At 37.7% G+C, this 20,124-nt stretch carries 32 protein-coding genes and 1 riboswitch; of the genes, 1 reads left to right on the forward strand and 31 read right to left on the reverse strand.

The window, feature by feature from the left end; all coding sequences use genetic code 11:
* Positions 1-21: 21 nt before the first annotated feature.
* The 22 genes from CEY16_RS05410 to CEY16_RS05510 form a co-directional block, all read right to left on the reverse strand.
* Positions 22-1,101 (reverse strand): hypothetical protein, encoded by a 1,080-nt coding sequence (locus CEY16_RS05410; RefSeq protein ID WP_101330929.1) that lies wholly within the window; start codon positions 1,099-1,101, stop codon positions 22-24.
* 6 nt (positions 1,102-1,107) lie between these two features.
* Positions 1,108-1,782 carry a major tail protein gene (locus tag CEY16_RS05415; RefSeq protein WP_162297864.1) on the reverse strand — a complete coding sequence of 225 codons (675 nt, stop codon included), beginning with the start codon at positions 1,780-1,782 and terminating at the stop codon, positions 1,108-1,110.
* Positions 1,783-1,797: 15 nt separating this feature from the next.
* Positions 1,798-2,166, reverse strand: coding sequence for a hypothetical protein (locus tag CEY16_RS05420; RefSeq protein WP_101330931.1), 369 nt, complete (start codon positions 2,164-2,166; stop codon positions 1,798-1,800).
* Positions 2,166-2,558, reverse strand: a complete 393-nt coding sequence (locus tag CEY16_RS05425; RefSeq protein ID WP_101330932.1) for an HK97-gp10 family putative phage morphogenesis protein — start codon at positions 2,556-2,558, stop codon at positions 2,166-2,168. Before CEY16_RS05425 ends, CEY16_RS05420 begins: the two co-directional genes overlap by 1 nt.
* Positions 2,555-2,926, reverse strand: coding sequence for a phage head-tail adapter protein (locus CEY16_RS05430; protein ID WP_101330933.1), 372 nt, complete (start codon positions 2,924-2,926; stop codon positions 2,555-2,557). The genes CEY16_RS05425 and CEY16_RS05430 overlap by 4 nt, the downstream gene beginning before the upstream one ends.
* A 1-nt stretch (position 2,927) precedes the next feature.
* A complete protein-coding gene (locus CEY16_RS05435) occupies positions 2,928-3,203 on the reverse strand; it encodes a hypothetical protein (RefSeq protein ID WP_101331150.1) in 276 nt (91 codons plus the stop codon).
* Between the two features lie 58 nt (positions 3,204-3,261).
* Positions 3,262-4,434: a phage major capsid protein gene (locus CEY16_RS05440; RefSeq protein WP_101330934.1), complete on the reverse strand. Its 1,173-nt coding sequence runs from the start codon at positions 4,432-4,434 to the stop codon at positions 3,262-3,264.
* 27 nt (positions 4,435-4,461) lie between these two features.
* The gene (locus CEY16_RS05445; protein WP_238378757.1) at positions 4,462-5,223 is read right to left on the reverse strand and encodes a head maturation protease, ClpP-related; all 762 of its coding nucleotides are present in this window, start codon (positions 5,221-5,223) and stop codon (positions 4,462-4,464) included.
* Positions 5,223-6,356, reverse strand: coding sequence for a phage portal protein (locus CEY16_RS05450; protein ID WP_101330935.1), 1,134 nt, complete (start codon positions 6,354-6,356; stop codon positions 5,223-5,225). The genes CEY16_RS05445 and CEY16_RS05450 overlap by 1 nt, the downstream gene beginning before the upstream one ends.
* A 6-nt stretch (positions 6,357-6,362) precedes the next feature.
* Complete coding sequence (locus CEY16_RS05455) at positions 6,363-7,133, reverse strand: DNA-methyltransferase (RefSeq protein ID WP_101330936.1); 771 nt, start codon at positions 7,131-7,133, stop codon at positions 6,363-6,365.
* Between the two features lie 89 nt (positions 7,134-7,222).
* Positions 7,223-8,869 (reverse strand): terminase TerL endonuclease subunit, encoded by a 1,647-nt coding sequence (locus CEY16_RS05460; RefSeq protein WP_101330937.1) that lies wholly within the window; start codon positions 8,867-8,869, stop codon positions 7,223-7,225.
* Positions 8,870-9,199, reverse strand: coding sequence for a P27 family phage terminase small subunit (locus CEY16_RS05465; protein WP_101330938.1), 330 nt, complete (start codon positions 9,197-9,199; stop codon positions 8,870-8,872).
* A 109-nt stretch (positions 9,200-9,308) separates the two neighbouring features.
* Entirely contained in the window at positions 9,309-9,638 is a 330-nt protein-coding gene (locus CEY16_RS05470) for an HNH endonuclease (protein WP_101331152.1), read from the reverse strand.
* Positions 9,639-9,720: 82 nt separating this feature from the next.
* Positions 9,721-10,131: a hypothetical protein gene (locus tag CEY16_RS05475; protein ID WP_101330939.1), complete on the reverse strand. Its 411-nt coding sequence runs from the start codon at positions 10,129-10,131 to the stop codon at positions 9,721-9,723.
* 77 nt (positions 10,132-10,208) lie between these two features.
* On the reverse strand, positions 10,209-10,424 hold the full coding sequence (locus CEY16_RS05480; protein WP_101330940.1) for a hypothetical protein: 216 nt from the start codon (positions 10,422-10,424) through the stop codon (positions 10,209-10,211).
* 90 nt (positions 10,425-10,514) lie between these two features.
* Positions 10,515-10,985: a sigma-70 family RNA polymerase sigma factor gene (locus CEY16_RS05485; RefSeq protein ID WP_238378758.1), complete on the reverse strand. Its 471-nt coding sequence runs from the start codon at positions 10,983-10,985 to the stop codon at positions 10,515-10,517.
* Positions 10,960-11,112 (reverse strand): hypothetical protein, encoded by a 153-nt coding sequence (locus CEY16_RS15165; RefSeq protein ID WP_162297865.1) that lies wholly within the window; start codon positions 11,110-11,112, stop codon positions 10,960-10,962. Before CEY16_RS15165 ends, CEY16_RS05485 begins: the two co-directional genes overlap by 26 nt.
* Positions 11,113-11,217: 105 nt before the next feature.
* On the reverse strand, positions 11,218-11,940 hold the full coding sequence (locus tag CEY16_RS05490) for a hypothetical protein (protein ID WP_101330941.1): 723 nt from the start codon (positions 11,938-11,940) through the stop codon (positions 11,218-11,220).
* Positions 11,941-12,013: 73 nt separating this feature from the next.
* Positions 12,014-13,102: an MrcB family domain-containing protein gene (locus CEY16_RS05495; protein ID WP_101330942.1), complete on the reverse strand. Its 1,089-nt coding sequence runs from the start codon at positions 13,100-13,102 to the stop codon at positions 12,014-12,016.
* Between the two features lie 86 nt (positions 13,103-13,188).
* Positions 13,189-14,019 (reverse strand): putative phage abortive infection protein, encoded by an 831-nt coding sequence (locus CEY16_RS05500; RefSeq protein WP_101330943.1) that lies wholly within the window; start codon positions 14,017-14,019, stop codon positions 13,189-13,191.
* Between the two features lie 62 nt (positions 14,020-14,081).
* A complete protein-coding gene (locus CEY16_RS05505) occupies positions 14,082-14,705 on the reverse strand; it encodes a hypothetical protein (RefSeq protein ID WP_101330944.1) in 624 nt (207 codons plus the stop codon).
* A complete protein-coding gene (locus CEY16_RS05510) occupies positions 14,702-14,872 on the reverse strand; it encodes an XtrA/YqaO family protein (protein WP_162297874.1) in 171 nt (56 codons plus the stop codon). The genes CEY16_RS05505 and CEY16_RS05510 overlap by 4 nt, the downstream gene beginning before the upstream one ends.
* A 97-nt stretch (positions 14,873-14,969) precedes the next feature.
* Positions 14,970-15,051: riboswitch (cyclic di-GMP riboswitch) on the forward strand.
* Positions 15,052-15,074: 23 nt separating this feature from the next.
* On the opposite strand from CEY16_RS05510, the gene CEY16_RS05515 reads away from it, so the two are divergent.
* The gene (locus CEY16_RS05515) at positions 15,075-15,446 is read left to right on the forward strand and encodes a response regulator transcription factor (RefSeq protein ID WP_238378759.1); all 372 of its coding nucleotides are present in this window, start codon (positions 15,075-15,077) and stop codon (positions 15,444-15,446) included.
* Between the two features lie 36 nt (positions 15,447-15,482).
* Here CEY16_RS05515 and CEY16_RS15170 read toward each other — a convergent pair whose 3' ends face one another.
* From CEY16_RS15170 to CEY16_RS05550, 9 genes are read right to left on the reverse strand one after another with little or no spacing between them, the layout of a single operon-like run.
* A complete protein-coding gene (locus tag CEY16_RS15170; RefSeq protein WP_162297866.1) occupies positions 15,483-15,653 on the reverse strand; it encodes a hypothetical protein in 171 nt (56 codons plus the stop codon).
* Positions 15,654-15,875 carry a LexA family protein gene (locus tag CEY16_RS05520; RefSeq protein WP_101330946.1) on the reverse strand — a complete coding sequence of 74 codons (222 nt, stop codon included), beginning with the start codon at positions 15,873-15,875 and terminating at the stop codon, positions 15,654-15,656.
* On the reverse strand, positions 15,875-16,504 hold the full coding sequence (locus CEY16_RS05525) for a hypothetical protein (protein WP_101330947.1): 630 nt from the start codon (positions 16,502-16,504) through the stop codon (positions 15,875-15,877). The genes CEY16_RS05520 and CEY16_RS05525 overlap by 1 nt, the downstream gene beginning before the upstream one ends.
* Positions 16,505-16,516: 12 nt before the next feature.
* Positions 16,517-16,960, reverse strand: coding sequence for a RusA family crossover junction endodeoxyribonuclease (locus tag CEY16_RS05530; protein ID WP_101331155.1), 444 nt, complete (start codon positions 16,958-16,960; stop codon positions 16,517-16,519).
* A 46-nt stretch (positions 16,961-17,006) separates the two neighbouring features.
* Positions 17,007-17,924 carry a DnaD domain-containing protein gene (locus CEY16_RS05535; RefSeq protein ID WP_238378760.1) on the reverse strand — a complete coding sequence of 306 codons (918 nt, stop codon included), beginning with the start codon at positions 17,922-17,924 and terminating at the stop codon, positions 17,007-17,009.
* A gap of 12 nt (positions 17,925-17,936) precedes the next feature.
* Positions 17,937-18,110 carry a hypothetical protein gene (locus CEY16_RS15025; protein ID WP_162297867.1) on the reverse strand — a complete coding sequence of 58 codons (174 nt, stop codon included), beginning with the start codon at positions 18,108-18,110 and terminating at the stop codon, positions 17,937-17,939.
* A complete protein-coding gene (recT, locus tag CEY16_RS05540; RefSeq protein ID WP_101330948.1) occupies positions 18,103-18,972 on the reverse strand; it encodes a recombination protein RecT in 870 nt (289 codons plus the stop codon). Before recT ends, CEY16_RS15025 begins: the two co-directional genes overlap by 8 nt.
* Positions 18,972-19,919 (reverse strand): YqaJ viral recombinase family nuclease, encoded by a 948-nt coding sequence (locus CEY16_RS05545; protein ID WP_101330949.1) that lies wholly within the window; start codon positions 19,917-19,919, stop codon positions 18,972-18,974. The genes recT and CEY16_RS05545 overlap by 1 nt, the downstream gene beginning before the upstream one ends.
* Positions 19,916-20,116 (reverse strand): hypothetical protein, encoded by a 201-nt coding sequence (locus CEY16_RS05550; protein WP_101330950.1) that lies wholly within the window; start codon positions 20,114-20,116, stop codon positions 19,916-19,918. Before CEY16_RS05550 ends, CEY16_RS05545 begins: the two co-directional genes overlap by 4 nt.
* Positions 20,117-20,124: the final 8 nt, after the last annotated feature.

Genomic DNA, 20,124 nt, shown 5'->3' on the forward strand with positions numbered 1-20,124 from the left:
TAATAAAGAGTAGGGAATCCCCTACTCTTCCACTTTTCTAATCATTGGGCGTCCAGCTTTGTTTTGGTCCGATAACAGTTCATCAATACGCTCTTGGCTGACTTTCTTGTTTACTGGCCGTGGCCATGGCTTATCCTTTTCATATTCTTTTTCGTCATCTAAATCACGCCAATTTTCATTTGACAAATACTTTGACTTTGCACTCTTTGCCATATTTTTAGTCTCCTTTATAGCTTTTACATATTCGTATGATGCTTTATTTTGGTCTACATGACTTAAATCATCTTCAAATGGTGTTCTACTTACATATTTACCTTTAAAAAATAGTTTCTGATGATCATCCATCACCCCTGCATTATGAAAAATGTTCGTTTCATCATATTTTTCAACAGGATCCATCGGCCAACAGAATTCTAGCTCTTTCGGAGTCTCCACTTGTTTTCCGAAATGATAAACGTTCCACAGCTGCGCCCACATTTCTGCGGTCCATTTTTGGATGGGCACGTAATTGGAATCATTTTTTCGAACATATTCAGGTTCCACCGAAAGAAGGAATTGATAGAGTTTATTCGAATCTTCGTAAACCTTTTTCCAATATTGATATGTCGGGTGCTTAATGACCCACTGGGCTCCCCCAATCGGATGTTGATCACGAATAAGGGATGGTTCAATGTTAATCACATCACACATACGGTCTAATAGATCTGTACCTTTACTATCAATGTAATGCACACTAAGATAACTTTCACAATCGGATGCATACCAAGTATCTTTTTTCGGCTTAACCTTGGGCACATCTCGAAACAGTACATCGCTGTCTAAATAAAAATAAGTTTTCTTTTCTCTCGTAGGGTCCTCTTCTAAATACTTCATCCAAAGGTATGGTTTCACGGATGGGATATAGCTCTTATCCATTCGCTCATCTGCATAAACATGCGCTTCAACATCGTAATGCTCTTCTAAATAAACAGGCACCCGTTCATCCTGCTGCGTAAACAGCAGAATGATATCACGGATGCCTAATTGATGTAGCCTGGTAATACAAACTTCAAGTTCCCACTCGAAACGTTTAATCGCTGGTTGGCATAGAATGTACTTCATAAGCGATTACGCGCTTGTGGTAGTCGTGGTTGTACTAGAAGTTGTGGTTGTTGTGTTCGGATAAGCTACACCGAATATTTTTTGGAATAGTTTATCACGATTGGCGCTTTCACCTGATTCATCATAACCAAATACAACCGTCTTTTCTTTTTCAAATCCGTCAACTGGTCGTTCCATGAATTGTCCGGAAATCTCATCAGGGCTAAACTGAACACTTTCATTTTTCGTTTGAGCATTGATGTTCGGACGCATGAAAAGACCTTTTGTCAAACCAACCCACTCTTTAGAACCGTCCTCGTGTGTTTTCGCAAAGACACATGCTACATATGGTGGATTGTCACCAGCTCCATAAGAGGATAAACCGTCCACGGTTTCAAGACCAAGCAACGTTTGTCTCACCTCTACTGGCAACTTGTGAAAGGCGCCACTGACACTCACATTGCCGTTGGCTACAGCGATCTCTGCCGTTTTGTCACTCCCGTAAGCTCTTACAGCTTCTTGAGGCATTTCTACTGTAATGGTTTGAACAAAGTCTACTAAATCCACATCACCTGTGATGATGCCTGCACCACTCTCGTCTAGAACCGCGTAATAAAGCTGATCCACACCCGTGGATGCTCTATAATTTTTTTCTTCTGCAAAGTGCTGTAAATCTAGCTTTAGCAAATTACCTTGTTTCATAATCTTCCTCCTCATTTAAATTACATATTTCTTTCCGCGATACCGTCGAGCATCACGGAAAATTTTATAATCTCTATCGTACTCGTCTAATCCACCACCGCTATTCCCAAAATTCAATGTCCACATGATGGACTGGATGCGCTTGGAGACGACATCACGATCCGTTTTATTTTTGGACCAAACTTCTATTTGAAAAATAAAATCTTCCATCAACCATTGATTACTGGCGTAATCACTTGGCTTAGGAGGATCAAGAGGGTCAATGATGATGTGAGTATCTGTTAAACTACTAGTCTCTGGATACTCATAGAATTTGATTTGTCCTGCACACTTTTCATTGATCAATTCATCAGCAATAAGTGCCTCATTGATTTCATCTAACATCAAATCCCCCTTTCCACCACTCGACGAATAGTATTGTGATAGGCTTTTTCTGAGTTTCGTAAAGCACGGGCAATCGCCCCTTTACCCGCTGGATTCGGGTTTTTCACTGTGCCGAATTCATTTAAGTGAATCACACGATACCGTTCATCCGGGCCTTTCCAATGAACCTTTATGGTCCTAGCCCCTTGCTCTGAATACGGCTTGGATAACGTAATCTCTCGAATGGAAGCTCCCGTATCACGAAACGATTGAAACTGTTGTTTTAACTCATGAACGAATACATCCGCTGCCTCTTCCAACGCTCGATCACTGATACGTTGCATTTCCTTTTCTCCAAAACGATTCTCCAAATCATTGAGAAGTCGATCCAACCCACTTACTTTTACACTCATGATCTCAACTCCGCAATCACGTTAATAAAGTCCTTATGCTGCATATCTGGTTGAGCTTGTTTCACATTAAAAAGTTGCCCCTTATACTCGGGGGCATCAATCTCAACGTAATGCTTATTCGATGGAATAAAGTCAGCTAATGGATCTCGGATGATCACGGTCACGTCTGAAAGGGTACCATTGGATTTAGCCAATTCGACATCTCGTAACCATACCTCATCAATTTCGGCCCAGGCTTCATATATAGGGTCCTGCTGAATATTACTCCCTGGCAACGGCCCTTCATTTGGTTCAGCTTCGTAAAACTTCACAGGTGTTCTTAGCTCACCTGAATGGACACGAGGCGGTTTATATTCAAACTTTCTCATCCTATCCACCTCCAGATGTCGTGGTGGTTGTAGTTGTAGTCTCCGGAATCAAAGCAATGCCCAGGCTCGTCAAATCGCTCAAGAAGTTATCCTCAAAAAATTCAACAGCATCGTTATACGCATAGCGAGATCTCTCAAACACTAATTCGGTGGCTAGCTTATCGGTTTCTTTTTCACCGTCAATCGTAAAATCACCACAACGGTTTTTAATGACAGCAACAGAAAAGGATAACAACCGTTTGAGATTGTTATCCTCGACACTGTGTGAAATGTGCATGCGACTTTTGAATTGGCTTAATACACTATCCGTGATTTCTTCCAATCACATCACCTCATTACGCGCTTGTAGTGGTTGTCGTAGTGCTAGAAGTCGTTGTTGTCGTAGTAGCACCATGAATGTTCAAATCATACACTTGAGCTGAGTATTTATCTTTTGGTTTACCAGTAGCAAATTGCTTTTGGATATACAACGTTGCATCATCCAACGCCATCGTCTGATCGAACTTTTTAATAGGTTCTGAGCCACCCGTAGCTGCAATGTACTCACCCTCGACGAAAAAGAGAACTTTTCCTTCTGGAACGAAGATAGATTCTTCATGATCAGGGTTAAATGGTAGATTCGTCACATAAGCGCCATTTGCATTTTGAACAGTCGCATTGGCTTGGATATCAATCGTGTTAAACGGATTAGTAACCATTACAACTTTACCCGCAACTTTTTTAGGTTCGTCAGCGTCAGACCCATCGCCATTCACTTTCTTAGCAAGAAGTTTGACCACATCACGCATCTCATTAATCAATGTGCGACCTGGTTCAAAAGTTAATGTTCCTGCAGATTGCTTCTGTGCTACTGCTCCATCTTGTTGTTTAACATACAACAAACCAATAGGCATGTTGTTTCCATTACCTGTTACAAAACCTTTTTCCAGTCCAACAGCCATTGCTTCTTTGATCATTGTACGAACATAACGTTCTACCCAAACCGGACCAAGTTTTAACATGTCGTTTGCTAGTGGAATGAAGGCTGTAAGCTTTAACTGAGTAAGGGTTTCCTTGCGAAACGCTGCATTAAGTTGCCCCTTAATTTTGTCAAATAGCGGTCCCCATACGGCTGCACCTTCTGGATCAGAATAAATGAACTCAGTAACTGCACCATAGTTTTCTAGACCAAGCTTATCTAACAGGGGATGCTCTTTTCGAAGCTCCTCAAACACACGCTCCTGGGTTGTCTTAGGAAGTGTTTCAGTTTCTTTGAAATCTCCATCTTCAACCACAGCATTAAAAAATTGCATTTCCTCACTCGTAAGCACGTTTTGACCACGAGACTGGATAATCGCGTTATCAGCTGATTGAGTGTGTACTTGGTTCAAGATATCACCCTGAACATCATTAGCAAGTGCTTCAAGCATTTCATTTAACGCTTCTGATTGTTCCTTTTCCGTACCTTCCTGTGTTGCTTTTGCAAACGCCTGTTTCTTTTTTTCGAAATTATTAAATTTAATCGGCATTTCTCATTCCTCCAATTTTAATTTTGTTTATAAATTTAAAAAGAGCTTACTCACATTGTTTTGAGTAGGCTCTTCTTCAGGTGGTTCTTGGTTATTTGGTTTTGGTGTTGCCTGAGCTGCATATTTCGCAACCAATCGATCTTTGAAGTTTTCGTATTCTTCCTCATCTTCCTGATCATCTTCTGGATCTTCGAGGTCTTGAATCTCGATTTCTTCTCCTACTATATCGGCCAATCCAAACGCAACTGCTTCCTCAGCTGTTAGGAATGTCTCATCATCTAGCAATTGATCAAGCTCTTCTTGGGTACCGACAAATCGTTTTTTGTAAGACGCAGCCAAAGACTGATCAATTTTGCGTAAATCGGATGCGGTCTTTTCAAACACTGCAGCGTTCCCAAAGTCAATCGTTGAGGCACGGTGAATCATCATCATTGTATTTTCAGGCATGATAATTTTGTCTCCTGCCATGGCGATTACGGAGGCTGCACTAGCTGCCCAACCGTCCACATGAATAATAACCTCAGCCTTATGCTTTTTGAGTAAATTGCTAATGGCCACTCCATCAAAAGCAGAACCTCCTGGCGAGTTAATATGCACGTTGATTTTCTTTGCTTCGGTTTCAGCCAGTTTTCGACGAACACTTTCCGCATTCGTACCAAAGAAAAAACCACCGATTGGACCGTAAATAAACAAATCGTATTCTTTAGATTCTTCATTTCTAGCTGCAAAACGAATATCGGTTTTCTTCCCCATCATACTGATGACTTGCTTTTTCATTTCCTCTGACATCAATTCTCACCCCCTTCAATAGATTCACTGTAGTTTTTAGTGATAACATACTCTTTCAAAATAGGATCATCCACCCTTTCATCACCAAGTTTTTCTCGTAGTTCGTTTCCGTTGTAAATACCAGCTGAGCGTAACTTATCAACTGCACTTGCTAAATCGAACAAGTCCCGATAAGAAATGCTTCTTATATCCATGCGTTCACCTTTTAGATAATCCCGCTTGTCAATGAACTTTCCGCTGAATTCATCCTTTACTTTCTTTAAGAGTGGATCAATGCAGAATGTCATATAGTTTCGAGTGCTCTTCTCAACATCTGCCATTTCGCCTCGAACTAATGCCGGAGGAATACCGAGTGCCCGAGCGGTGTGATCTAAAAATCCATTAGTCACCTTGTTGATTTCGTCCACACTGCCCGAGGTCCTAGATGCTCTTTCAGATTGCTCCTGGTACACAAACCCTTTTTGCTGCGGGACAATGGCGAAAGTTCTTTTCTTAATAGCCCCATACATGTTGTCTATAAAATTCTGCATCCTCGTTTGTTTTTCAGGATCTTTTGGGTTTACATTTTCTGTATCAACTGTTGCTCGAATTTGGTTGTTGTGCTTCTGGAACTCCAACATGCGCCCAAACAGTTCCCCATAATCCGAGTAGAGACTATCGAGTAACCGCGATAAGTCCTCATTGCTGTGTTTGATATAGATCACATCACTAGCTACAAACGTACGTTGATACGTAAAATCTTTGATGGTGACATCTCGAAACACGTCATCCATTAAGGCGTATTCTGTGCGAGAAAAATCATCCGCCACTAACAAATCATCACTGTCTGTCTTGATTATTAAGACTTCATTATCGTGAATGAGCTTGTACACAAAAGTCTCCCAAAACTCACTGGCAGACTGGTTCTTATTCGGTTTCACATTCAACCGATAATAAAATTCATCATGCTGCACTTCTCCTTTTTTCTTCATCATAAATTCCGATTGACTAATCGTTCTCGCAATTAAATTAACGCATGTGGCAATCGCAAGTTTTTTGTAATAGATGCGGTCGGACGTGTCTTCTAAAAGATCAATGTCATACAAAAAATCCATTTCATCGTAATTCTTTGTAAAGATGTCTAGTAGCCCCAAATAATATCACCCCCTTACAATATCAATCGATGGCAGCTCCATTTTTGATCTATTTTCATTTATTCTATTTAACCCTTGCTCACAATACTCTCGATTTAATTCAAAGCCTATCCAATTGCGGTTCGAATTATCACAAGCGATAGCAGTTGTAAAACCGCCCATGCAATTATCTAGTACAGTCTCACCCTCATTGGTATAAGTCCGAACAATGTACTCAAATAATTCTTCAGGCTTTTGAGTAGGGTGGAAAGTGTTTTTGTTTCTTGAAAACGATACGACGGATTTGGGAAAGTTCTTATATCTCACAACATGGTATCTACTCAAGGACTGATTGTTCTTTCCTAAAGCTTGCATACTCTTATTTCTTTTAACTGTTTTTGGTTTAATTTTCATTAATCCTTGTGGATTATATGTCGGTAGCTTCTTATAAAACACGCATATATTTTCATGATTCTTTAATGGCATTCGATTGGCATTTTGAAATCCTGTGACGTGGTTTTCTTTCTTCCAAATCCACTCGTAGCGAAACCATTTGAAATTCGACTCAATGAGCTTGGTTGTAAAGGGCTGACTGGCTGTAAGAACAATAGCTCCATTCTCTTTAATGATTCTTTTATACTGCTCCCACAACTCTTGAAAAGGAATAATGCTATCCCAAGAACAATGGGTGGTACCGTAAGGAAGATCGCACAATATTAGATCAATACTTCCATCTGGAATATGCTTCATACCCTCCAAACAGTCCATGTTATATACGGTATTCTTATTAATCTTCATACTTTTCCCCTCTCAATATGTTAGTATTAAAAAGGGGAACTAATGTTCTCTTTTGTCTATTTGAGGCCTGTTACATCAGGTCTCTTTTTTTAAAATGAAATCTCGTCCAGATAGAAATCTTCCTCTTCTTCGAGGACATTGTCTGCTTCAAACAACGCATGGATGAATGCTTGAAACCCGTCTGTTTTTCTTCTTACTTCATCCTTTTTTAGATATTCTTTATTTCCATCTTTCTTGATTTTGACGTACACATTATTCGTATACCAACGCATTAATGGGTTATCGTCAAAAATAATATTGTGATTAGCAAAAATCGTTTCTACTCTCGGCGCTAATTTACTATGAATGGCTTTTGGATTCCGGATATAGATGAGTTCGAATCCTTCAGCTTCTAAAGCAGTCTTCACTAAGTCCAAACGGAATGTATCGGCTACAATGCGATTTACACCATATAACTCCCTCATTTCAATAAACCAATCAACAATATGTTTGATATTGATGACTGGCTCGTCAACTATTGTTAGGAAACCTTCTTTTTCCCAATCATATATAGGTGGTTTCATTTCTACATTGTCTAAAAATCCTTTTCGAATAAACGAATGAGTCTTCCACACATAATCATCACCTACCTTAAAAAGTAACCCCACAGCTGCAAAGTCTCTTATGGATGCGAAGTCTAGACCTCCTACAGCAGTGCGATGCGTTAGTTTTGGGAACGGACGAATTGTTGCTTTAATTTCATCCCAAGTTGCAACTGAAGCAGTCAAGTCAGTAGCAGGTGTATTCATTCGCTTCGTCATAAACCGGACTTTAGCTGATGGTTTGGAGTTAGTTAAAGCAATGTATTGAGTTTTAACTTTCCGGAATAACTCTTTAGCATACTCACTCATTGGTTCATGGAACATTGGATTAGCTTTTTGCCAGTTTGTTTCATCATCTAATTCGTTTTCATCATCCAATGTCGCCATGAACACAAATAAATGATCCTCTAATGCTTCCCCATTTAATACACGAATTGCTCGCTCTTTTAGATCATCAAGATAGCCCCCTCGAACAAAACCATCCGTAGTGATAAAAAACTCTCTTGAGTGCTTAACCTTTCCAAGACCAGATGAAAAGACATCAACGATCGCCGAGTCTTCATATTCGTGTACCTCATCGTATACTACACATCCATCTCGCAAACTATCTTTGGTTTTTGCATTGGATGTATGGTATTTTAAAACACTCTTATTGGTCCTACTATTAATCTCTGACTTCGTATGATGGAAAAGGGATTGAAGTACTCCGCCCTTACCATCTAGATCAATTACATTATAGACTTCGTTGAACGACGTTTTCGCCTGCTCCTCACTGTTAGCCACAATCGATACATTATAGTTGTCGATGCCGTGAAGATCGCTAATAAAAAAATTCGTTAGTGACGAGATTAATCCGTTCTTTCCAGCTCCACGAGCTTTATACAAAAAGAATTGTTCAAAGAATGGATAGTCTCCTGTTTTGTAATACAAAAATACGAAAGCCGTAATGAATTTCTGGAACGGCATAAGTTCAAAATAGTTCTTTTCAGTAAATTTGATATAACGTTCGTGAGTGACTTCATCGAAATAAAGATCGGTTCGATTAAGGACATGTTTTTTTAGATAAGAAAATAAAAGAACCAGATACTTACTGACTTTGATTTGGCCAGCTTCGTATTGGTTCATATAATAAGTAACGTGTTTATTAATTTTCATCTACATCAAATCTTTTGCGGTATAGTTTTTATTATCACCTTCGTTATCATCAATGAATTGAAAAGTCCGCTCTATGTTAATAATCGCAGAATTCACCTTATTCATTTCATTGAGTAGAGGATGGGATTTCACAAATGTCTGACTAGCGTTTTTTATAGTTACAGAAACGCCATCTTGCTTGATTGTTCGTTCCATTCTTCGATACATCTCCAAATGCTTCAAGTACCTACCGACTTTTTCGACTTCAACTGGGCTACTTGTATCAACCCTCGACATCAGGTAATCCTTGATCTTATCAATACCTACGTCGGTTCTTAGTGTGCTTTTCACATTATCCCACCCCCCTAACGTGTGAATATGGTTATAAATATGGGAAGTCGACCCCCCTGCACCGTTTCCCCTAAATCGAAAAATGGCCAAATTATTTAGGCGGGGGGATCTACCACCATTCATCACCATCCCATTTATTGGGCTTGCGCTTAAATCGACTTACATACCTTCCATGCTTTCGGTTGTGACAACGAATGCAAAGCGTCTCTAAGTTATCTGGTTCCATCGCTAAGTCTGGACGATCAGGCAACTCTTCAATGTGATCGACATCTAAATTTTTATGTTTGTCTGTATTATGACTGCTGGTGAACACTCGTCCTTGCCTCTTACATTCCTGGCATTCATAATTATCTCGCTCCAAAACAAAAAGCCTCAGCTTTCGCCAAGACTTGCTTTTGTAGAATTTCATGCGTTGTTCTCTGGTTTGGTATTGCTGCATCTTTATCACCACATTAAAAAGACACCTCGTAGTGAGATGTCAATATTCGTTACATTGAACATTCAATTAATGAATTGAATGTTTATCCCCTGAAAATTATAACTTTCCTCAGTGCTTCAAAAATTTCATCAAAGGTTTCTTCCTCTATTTTTACGTTATCAATAAGAATTTCTCTTCCAGAATCTAATGATATAGCTATTTTATTAATGCGAGTAACTTTCTTTATAAACATTGATAAAAATCCAATAATAAATAAAATTATACCGATTAAAAGAGTCAATTCTTCACCTGTTTGACCATTATAAATTATAGCTAATCCACCTAAAGCAAACAAACCTGTAGGTGGTTCAATTTCTTCTTTGTCCACATAAATTGAGCTAATTGATTTTGTTGGAATAATATGATCATCATATTCAACTATTGTCGAAGTAATTTTGATCTGTTCATCTTCGAAAAATAAGTGTTCTTCTAAATCATCCAAGCCTTCATTCAATTTATAAACCTCCCTATTGATTCACAGATTCGACAAAAGGAGAGTTTTTCCTGCCAGCAACAACCAACTCAGCTCAGTTAATTATAATCAAAGTTCATATTCATAAACATTAGATAAACACCTACAAGCATAGTTATTGCCGCAATAAACTGAACAATTCCCGCGGGTAGTTTTAACTTTTTAAGTAAAAAAACAATAATCAATGCAATTAAGAATGGAGCACCTAATATTATTAATAAGTCCAAAGCCATTTCATTCATAGTTGACTCCATTGGACTAAGGTCTATATCCATAATGTCACCTCCAATACCATTATCGGAGGTTGAGAAAAATAATTAATATTAAAGAGACATGTTATTTAACCGCCTTGCCTCCCTCACAGTTTACCCTGTCAACTTTTCCTCCGTCAAAAAGTGTATTATTTGGCTTTTTTGGTCTTTTTGGTACAAAGTGTTCAAAATGGTCTCTTTTTCTCGATAGAACTTTCCTCTAGAGATTCCAAGGTGTTTTCCTGTGGCTCGATAGCTCATTCCCTCCATCATGCAATCATAAATGGTCTTATGAAGATCTTCTTTTAATAGCTCCTGGTCATGCTCTACAGCCCTTGTCATAGAATCATAGCGTTGAAGCTTTTTATAGATTTTCTTTTCTCGTCGATCCATCGCATTTAGTTCCGGTTGACTCTTTCCTGGTGAACCTTTCGGCATGACAGCTGCTAATCCATATTGAGCTACACCTTCACTTTTTTTACTGCCAATAGAACCCCAAAGCGCTTGTTGCAATCGATCTACTTCCCGACTCATCCAGTGATAATCACTAATGACGTTTTCAATTTCTCTTAGTTTCATTTTCATCATCCTTCCATCCTGCTGGATTTTTGAATAACTGTTTGGCATACTCTGACGTTTCTATCGGATTGGTAGCTCCGGTTCGACGATCTTGTCTGTATTCGTTCACGATCCACCTAAAATTATGACTCATAGATTTTCCTCCTTATTAATAAATAAAAAAGGACACCAATCAAGCAGCTGCGTGTAGCAACTTACTTAATCAGTGTCCTCCAGTTGGCTGGTAGAACAATATATTTTATTCTTTAAAAACAGTTTCATATAATAAATCTTCTTTTAATATTTTCTTAAACTTTTTACAATTTGCATCATACTTATCATCACCTAACAATATCTCTTGTTTACTTATTGGGTGTAAGATATACCATATTTCTTCATTATCTGGACCACTCTTAATATAGACAGCAGCTTCTTTATCACTCCAACTTAAAAACTTATCCAGAGGGCTAATAAATATTGTTATTATAACCGAGTACAAATAGGAACCTATGAAAAAAGCGGACATATAAGCAATTTTTTCATTAATATTATCTCCTATTTCAACATCGTGAATGCCTCCTATTATAGAACTGAAAATAACTAATAATAACACCAAATAAGTAAAGGTTAAAATAAGTTTCCAAATCAATACTGTGACTTTTCTACTTGACCTATCTCCTTTTTTATAAGCCTCAGCTTTATAGGCTAAAAAAGCAAATATTATAAAGACTATTATAATATATCCTATTATTAGATTATCATTAATATCTTTTGTATACTCACTCAATGCCATTAAAAATATACTAATTATAATGCTTTGTAAAATAAAATTGATAAATTTTATGCTAAATCTTCTTTCCTTTGTATATAGCTTCTTTTCAAATTGATTAGCAGTAAATGTTGTTACTGGACTAAATTTTAAAACTAAATATATCAATGATATAAAAGGTAATATGTAACTATATGGTTCTAAATTATCCAAGCTACCTCTCACCCTCCCATTTCCAGTTCAATTTCAGAGTAACTAAATCAAATTTCTAAATCACCCGTTGTTCTTATTTATAGTACTTAATTAGCTCATTATTTGATAGACCAATTCCAAATGAAGATAGTTTACTATTTTTTTGAGTGAATAAATAATTTAGCATCTCTTTTTTGTCTTCCTTATTGCCATGGTGTATACGCCGGTGGCAGTTTGGGCATAAAGAAACTATATTTCCCGGCACATCTAAACTGTATTTAAAATCTTCTTGAGCTCCCATAGGTATAAGATGATGTGCTTCCACAAAATTTTCTCCTGTTCTGGGAGAAACAAAAGTTTTGTGAGAGCTGTCAAATTCACATTTATAATTAGCTAGCTTTAAAGCCTCCTTAGCCTTGCCAGGATTCCTGGAATAGGACTCTCTATTTCCCCCTTTTTTTGGAGGGGCAGTTTGCGGCTGTTCCGTCGTCTTTGTGGGCTCTGAAATATAAATGTCCTCTTGAAATTTAGTATCGCTAATTTCATCTTGGTAAACTATGTTATTAATAACTTCTTCTAACTCTCTTCTTGCAATAAACCTTTTTATATTATCTAATCCAACTAATAATTCTCTCAAGTCCCTTAGCAAATCACTTTCACTAAAATTATTAAATTCATAAAATTTTGCGCAAATATTCGCTGCCTTATAGTACCTAGCATTATTCGTATGTGACTGCAAATCTATATTTACTAGGGGAAATTTATTTAAGGGTAGATCTATATCATTCCTCATGAAGCTGGAGATATAGGTCATTTTTTCTTTTGGATTGTTATTTTTAAACTTGTTATCTAAATAGGAAGTTCCTTGATTTAAAGAAAGATAAAAACCATCCATTTCTTTACGGAATAGAAAAACTATATAAAAGCCATTTTGAGCACTCTCTGAAATATCTCGGTCTAAAATAGCGATCCAAGGTGTCAAAGTTAAGTTACCTGAACCATATGATCCATATATTTTGAAATGTTTATTATCTAAGCTTAAGTCTTCATATAAATTTTGGGGGATCTTTTTTGTTATTAGATCCCCTATATAATGCTTGCTGGGTTCTCTAGATGATAAATAGAACTCACCATAATCACTCATTACTTTACTTAATGAACTACTTAATATATTTCTAGCCATATGTAAAACTCTCCCCAAACATAATTTTTTGACTAAACTTCAACATAACAACGCTCATTGGTTGGCTGGGAGGAAGTAATTTAATTCTATAATTTGTTATAACTTTCACGATGAAGCTTCAAGCAAGTTCTATCTCCTTCCAGTAGGCCATCAATATGATCTTCAAAAAAACTCTTACCTTGTAATAAATCTCCGAACTCTTTCCCTTTAGAGGAGAAATTAACATTATAAAATAGAAAATAGATTTCATCACTAGATAATTGAGCTCTAAATATACCTCTATAATTATTTTTTTCAACTTCTTTTAAATCGCTTTCTTCGATAAATTTTATTATTCTATACATATTCCTAAAATAGTGGCCCAATAGTGGTTCGTATAATATGTAAAATTCATCAAATATAGCTATTAATTTTTCCTTGTCATTAAAGTTTATTTTATATTCTGGAAAATCATATTTTGTACCATTTATCTCCCCTGCTTGGCTACGATAAACTTTTGAAACTTCAGAATTAGTTTTACCTTCAAATGCTCTCCACATTTTACTTAATGCTTGTCTGGAAGTATTGTCACCTATTCTAATATTCTCAACTATACTATTGTGTAACTCAATCATATTAAAAAATGTCGTGTCAAATTGTTGTTTTTTTAGCGCATCGTTAGTGTTTTGTAATTCTTCTTTTTGAGTTTGATAAGTTAAAAATAATAAGATTACGCTTCCAAGCGTAAATATAGGTACAGTCACCCCTGATATCCAATTACTTACTGAGGAAAAGTATTCAGCATAATTATTAACTTCATTAAATCCATATTTCAATGATGCTTTTTCAGAAAGAAATTTTGTTAATACAGGAAATATTATCGACAATATAAGACACAATAGGCAAAAAAACATAAATGCCCTAATTTGTTTGCTCAAAACTCCTCCCCCTCATCGAACTTTATAAACTACGTTTTCTCTTCAAATTTTCAACCACAGTACTAATTTAGTTTTTTAATAGAAGTCTTTGCGTCATGTTTATGCCCTACTAACTTCTTGTAAATGAGATCTTCTTTCACGCGTAATATTGTTGATTCACTTTTTTTCATAGTTGCCCTATATTTTTGTCCTGATAAAGATGAATAAGTAATTGTCATTATTTCGTCATCTCGAGTTTCATCTGCATTCGTTTCATTTCTAGTCGGAACCAAAACTATTTCTTTTCCCTTTAAGATTTTACGTCTATATTTATATTCAGTTCTTGCCCCATTCTTCCAAAATTTGTGAAATACTTCTAAATTCAACACCGGATTATTTGTAATATTTTCAACTACAACTGCTTCTGAAATTTTATCAACTTTTAAAAAAATTTCTTTATTATTGAACAAATTTATGACTTCATGTGTTCTTTCTTTAAAATTAATTATATTACTGGTTTGAAAGAGGTCTACAATTGCCCTATATTCATAATCTCTGTCTCTCTTTTCCTTTCTTAAACTAAAAAAAATCGTGATCAATACTACAATTATTGGAATTGAAATACTTAAAGCATTCCAATCTATCCATGACGCACTATTAGCTGGATTTGAGTTTACTTCAGTTTGAGCTAAATTTAGAAAAATCAAAACTCCTCCCCCTCATCGTACTTCACTCGTTTCACCTTGCCTTGATGTGTTATTACTCTCGTCTCTCCATGATCGGGCAAAGGTGTGATTTTCGCTTTCCCATTACAGTATACGATACAAAACGGGGAATCTCCTTCAAAATTTACCGAAATTTGTCGTTTTTTCATATCTACTGGTATTTCATGTCCTCGCAATGAGCAGGCCCCCTATGATATAATAAGTTTCCCGATACTTAGCTGAGGGCACTTGCTCTTGGCTTTTTTTAAAATAAAAGGGCAAACCTTACGAAAGTAAGAGACGCAAAGCCACGGGCCTAAGGAATTTCTATGGTAGCCGGGTTGCAATCACTTGTCCCTTTCCTGATGGAAGGTGATTTCTATTTATAATGTTTTATTAGTTGATGATTCATGGTTTATTCGACAGTGGTTAAAACACATCTTAGCACAAACCGGTCGTTATCACGTCATTGCTGAAACCTCAACTGGTAGAGAGGCTTTACCTTTATATAATGAGCACCAACCAGATATAGTAATTTTGGACGTCATAATGGATGGCTTAGATGGCTTTCAAACCTTGTCGCTTATGAAAAGGCTTTTTCCAAGTGCTAAAGTCATCATGTGTTCTTCTTTAGCCCAAAAACATGTCATCCAGCGATGTTTGGACTTGGGTGCTAAGGATTTTATTGAAAAGCCTTATTTTGATGACCTTATTCAAAAATTAGATAACGTTTTAGTAGATTAAGCTAGGAATTCTAGCTTTTTTCTTTCCACCTTGTTATTAAAAATATGGGCTTTCTTTCACATTTTTAATTCGTTCAATTGATAACTGATTTTTTACCTGTGAGTATGTTGCTTTCTCCAGTTGCTTTCTGTTATAACCGAAATCATTTTCTAACTCATCGATCATGTTCTTTTTGATAACCTTCACTTGCCTAGACAACATAGCCATCTACTCACCCACTTTCACAACTTGCAGTGCCCTTGGGCTACCTTTAATTTTTTTCACGTAACCTTTACTCACTAGTTGTTGAACATGCGCATGTGCCGTTGATCCAGAATTAAGCTTCACTCCCTCAGCAATTTCCCTTACAGTTGGCGCATAACCATTTCTCAAGGTTTGCTGCTTAATATATTCAAGGACTTCTTCCTGTCTTTTAGTCAGAGGGTGCATTAGGCAGCACCCTCGTCTGATTCATTATCATCATTTCCCTGATCGTTGTTATCGTTTTTGCCTTCACCTGGTTTTTGTTCCTGCTTCCATTCCCACCATTTCTCAGCTAAAGGAGCTATTTGTTTAAAGTATTCATCAATCACTTTTGCTATTTTTCCTGAATTCATGTTTAAATCGCTGGCTATTTTTGAATAGGATTCTCCTTCTAATTTTCGTTTCACAATTCTAGTAATGTTTTCTGGAAAGTCGTCTAAATCTGGGGCCATGTCATTTAAGACAAATTGTTCTAATGCTTCTTTATCGACTTCTAGTTCTTTCTCCTCCGTCTTCCGCTCTTCTTTTGGAATGCCAGGTAATTCTAATTGCTCTGGATCCTTAACTTCTTGAACAATGCCTCTCTTGTCAACTTTATACTCTTTAAGTGGCTTATGAGATTGGGCGTCCACTGTCACGTTATACCGTACAATCGTTGATTCGATATCAATGTAAGCCTGGGTATCAATCATGTTTGCTAAATTTTCGAGTTGCCCTCTTGTTTCTGCATCAGAAACCTCCAGGACAACTTCTTGAATACCCTTGGGTTTTAAGTTCACTTTTTTAACAAGCGCTTTAAAGTTCGTATATGTCATTTGTGTCACTCCTTAATTTTTTAATAGCTGTTGTTGCTCGTTCAATTCGAGGCTTTCAACTTTCACTTTTACCCGAGGAATATCTGAATACCATTTGCGAACCTGTAAATCGACTATCTGCCGATCATCTTCCCAGATAACGTTTGATAGACCATCTTTGATTCCTTTGACATAATTGTCTACATCAGGTTTTGTAACAGGTCTTAGATCTCCGTTTTGAATCCATGCCCGCTTGTACTTCGGCATGCTCTTAGGAATTGGTCGATAGATATCAATCTCGACAGCTAACGGCCCGTTTAGCAGTTCCTTGGGCCGGTGTTGTGTTGCTGATAACTTGATATAGTGCTTATAGTCTCGCGATTTAACAGGATCATAAACTCTCGTATGACCGTTAATGGTCGTTGCTCTCGGTCTCCCTTGAGCGACTGGCTCACCGAATATCTCAAATTCAATCACGTTCCTCTGGCTTTCTAGCGTTTCCAAACAATTCACCCTTTCAACTTCAGTTATAATTGCTTCTTGGTCCGTTGCTTTCCTTAGCTCTCCCTTTGAAAAAATGCTCAAGGTCCTTCATTTCTTCGTCAGAAACTTTTGGCGGAGTTTGGGGCCGTTCTGGTTGTTGTTTTTTCTGTTGTTGCTCTTGGTACCACTTAGGTAATACTGCTTTGGGTTGTTTAGGCTTTCTGAAAGATTGATAGTTTGCTTGTTGATTCTCAAACTCTACTTCTTCCGCTTTGGCCTGTTCCATGGTTTTAATGCCTTTGCTAAACCAATCTTTTAAAATCTTCTCAGCATATCCCCATGATTTTTTATTTCGCTTAACTGCTCGGTCCATGGCTTCAATTACAAGATCATCCCCCATGTCGTCAATCCAGCTCAGCATGAGTTCAGCAATTCTCGGTGAGACGCCTCCGAAATTTTCTTGATAAAATTTGGTCGCGTCTGTAGTAGTAGATATATTCTTTTCATTCTTCTCTTTCTTTAATTCTTCTTCTGGTTCCAGCTTCGTTCCAGGTTCGTTCGGACTTCGTTCCAAGTTGGTGTCACGTTCTGTTCCATGTTCTTTTTTGGAATCGCCTTCAAACCCTTGATACTTCTGATAATTCAAGATAGTAAATAGTGTTCCAAGTTCTGTTTCACGTATCTCAACTATGTTGTTTTGAATGAGTTTCGAAACGGAACGCTTAATTGTACTTTTCGCTACCTTCTTGTATCCACGACCCTCGCGATATTCCAAATCCTCTTGTAATTTGGAATAAGATCTAATGTATTGTCCACGTTTCAATTCCATATTACGGACTTTCATACCGTCCTTGTGTGCTGCTTTTAGTAAAAGAAGGGTTAATAACCTAAACGTTGTCGGGTCATTCCAGAGATCATTATCCAGTATTTTTCGATGCAGTTTAATCCAACCGTCCAAACCATAACCCTCCTACTGATCTATTTTTTCAATGACAGCTATCTTTTTATTTATTCTCTTTAGACTCCATCCTGGGCAGTTACGGCGCACATACGCCGCAACATACCTTTTATACAATTGACCAGGATTCTTCGACTGCTTGGCCATCCACACGTAATCATGAGGAATGACAATCTCTCTAAGCATTTTTAGTTGCTTTCTCCTCTTCTGGACGTTCATTTTCGCCCTCTGTAGGCTCTTTCTCTTCTATCGACTCTTGATAGACCATTTCGATATACTCATCGTCATAAACGCTTTTCGCTTCATCTGTGATATCTTTACGAACAGTTTCATCTTGTGCTCCATGTTGCTGAAGCTCCACGCTAATCGGCAGGTACTTCCACATATGCCGGATAACCGTTTTCTTAGCCATCTCTTCATAATCAGTAGACCAAGGGCTGTATTTGGAACCAGCGGCTTTTGAGCGCTTTTTTCGTTTCTCTATTTCGGCCTTGGGCATGAATTCAAATTGATATCCACCATCTTTGAAATGAGCGACCGCATAAGCGCCAATGAAACCTCCCTTATTGCTATCCATTATGGGTTTATGATCGAGCTTGGGCTCTAGCCCTAACTCGTAATCAAATTCATCATTTTCATAAACTGAATGGGCATAGATGTTTTGAATTTGTCCCGAGCGCCTGGCTAAGTCGATCATTCCTTTATATCCGATAATGAATTGAACCTCGGTGATACCTTTTTTATTATTCTTGAATGGGAGAAGGTAACAGTGTCCGATCAATCCTGGTTCTAAGCCTAGCTGGGCTGCTTGCATGACCGCCCCTAACAAACTACCAACATCCGCTTTTTTTAAATCGGGGTTGGTTCGAATCGTGGTGGTGGCTAATCGCATGAGCCGATCAATATCCATGTGTTTCGGGAGCGCTTGCTCCATAGCTGGGGCCATTTTCTTAAGGTAATCTTCAATCGTTTTTGGTTTATTCGTTTCTTGCGGTTCCCCGTTTTTCTTCTGACTTAATTCGTTCTTTACAGCTTCATTCGTTGCCATTAGTTAGCCTCCTTAATAGTGAACCTTCGATAACTTGAAGGTTTAGCATATTTTTTAAACAAGTCTGGATGATCTTTTTTAAATGATTTGGAATCAAAGCGATTGGTTTGAATAGATTTCCATGAAACGATATGTCGTGAACTATAGGCTTTCTCAGCTTCACCAATCATTTGCTTCACCTTATTTTCGTACTCTTTCTTACGAGTCTCTAAATCTTTCATTTCAGTTTTAATAACCTCAATAGCATCAAAATAAGAATCCATGGCATCGGGTAACTCGACTTCATGTCCAGGTTCCGACTCTGGATACATGGAGGATAAAAACGATTCTGATGCTTCTGTTCCATCAATTTCAGGAGGTTCATCTTTTAACACATGCTGCTCCCAGAATTCCATTTCAATTTCTATTAAGTTATTAATTAATTCCTGATCTCTTTCAATACGTTTGTAGATAAATTTGTTTCCGCCTACTAAAACAGCTATCCACCAAACTTCATAACCTGTAACCGCCATGTAATGCTGACACTGTAGCAAATAGGCAGTCGGAATCTCTTCCCCTTCCCAGTCTTGTTTGGCATATTCGTTAGCCGTCTTACACTCAAGTCCTTCTTTTTTGCCGACAATCAGTCGGTCTACGTTCGCCAGCATCCAACCATATTCAGGATGCTTCAAAATGGCGTTGCGTTTTCGAACTTTCATTCCTGTCCGTTCTGTGAACTCTTTAGCTACTACGTCTTCCATCACGTTTCCCCAGTACATGGCTTCCTGATTGCGTATTTCTTCCTGTGGGGCTTTGTCCACTTTCTCCATAAATACTTGGAAAGGAGACTTCCAACGATTGAGTCCAGCAACAGCTGCCGCATCCGAACCGCCTATTCCTTTTTGTCTCGCTTTTAACCATTCCTCACGTGATAATTGTTCTGTTACAGTCAGTACTTCTGCGCTCATAGCGTGACCTCCTCATAAGTAGCATTTTCGAGCAAGTGGTTTTTCAGGCACTCTTCATCACAAAAGTATTCGCCTTCATGTAGTTTTACATCTTCATATCCTGAATAAAGCGTTTCATGACAAGACTCACACTCTTTTTCAGAATTAGGCATGTTGACTCGATCCATATTAGTTACCAATGGATTTTCTAACCCCATGAGATCTA

It is taken from the genome of Halalkalibacillus sediminis (genome assembly GCF_002844535.1).
In the GTDB taxonomy this organism is placed as follows: domain Bacteria; phylum Bacillota; class Bacilli; order Bacillales; family Alkalibacillaceae; genus Halalkalibacillus_A; species Halalkalibacillus_A sediminis.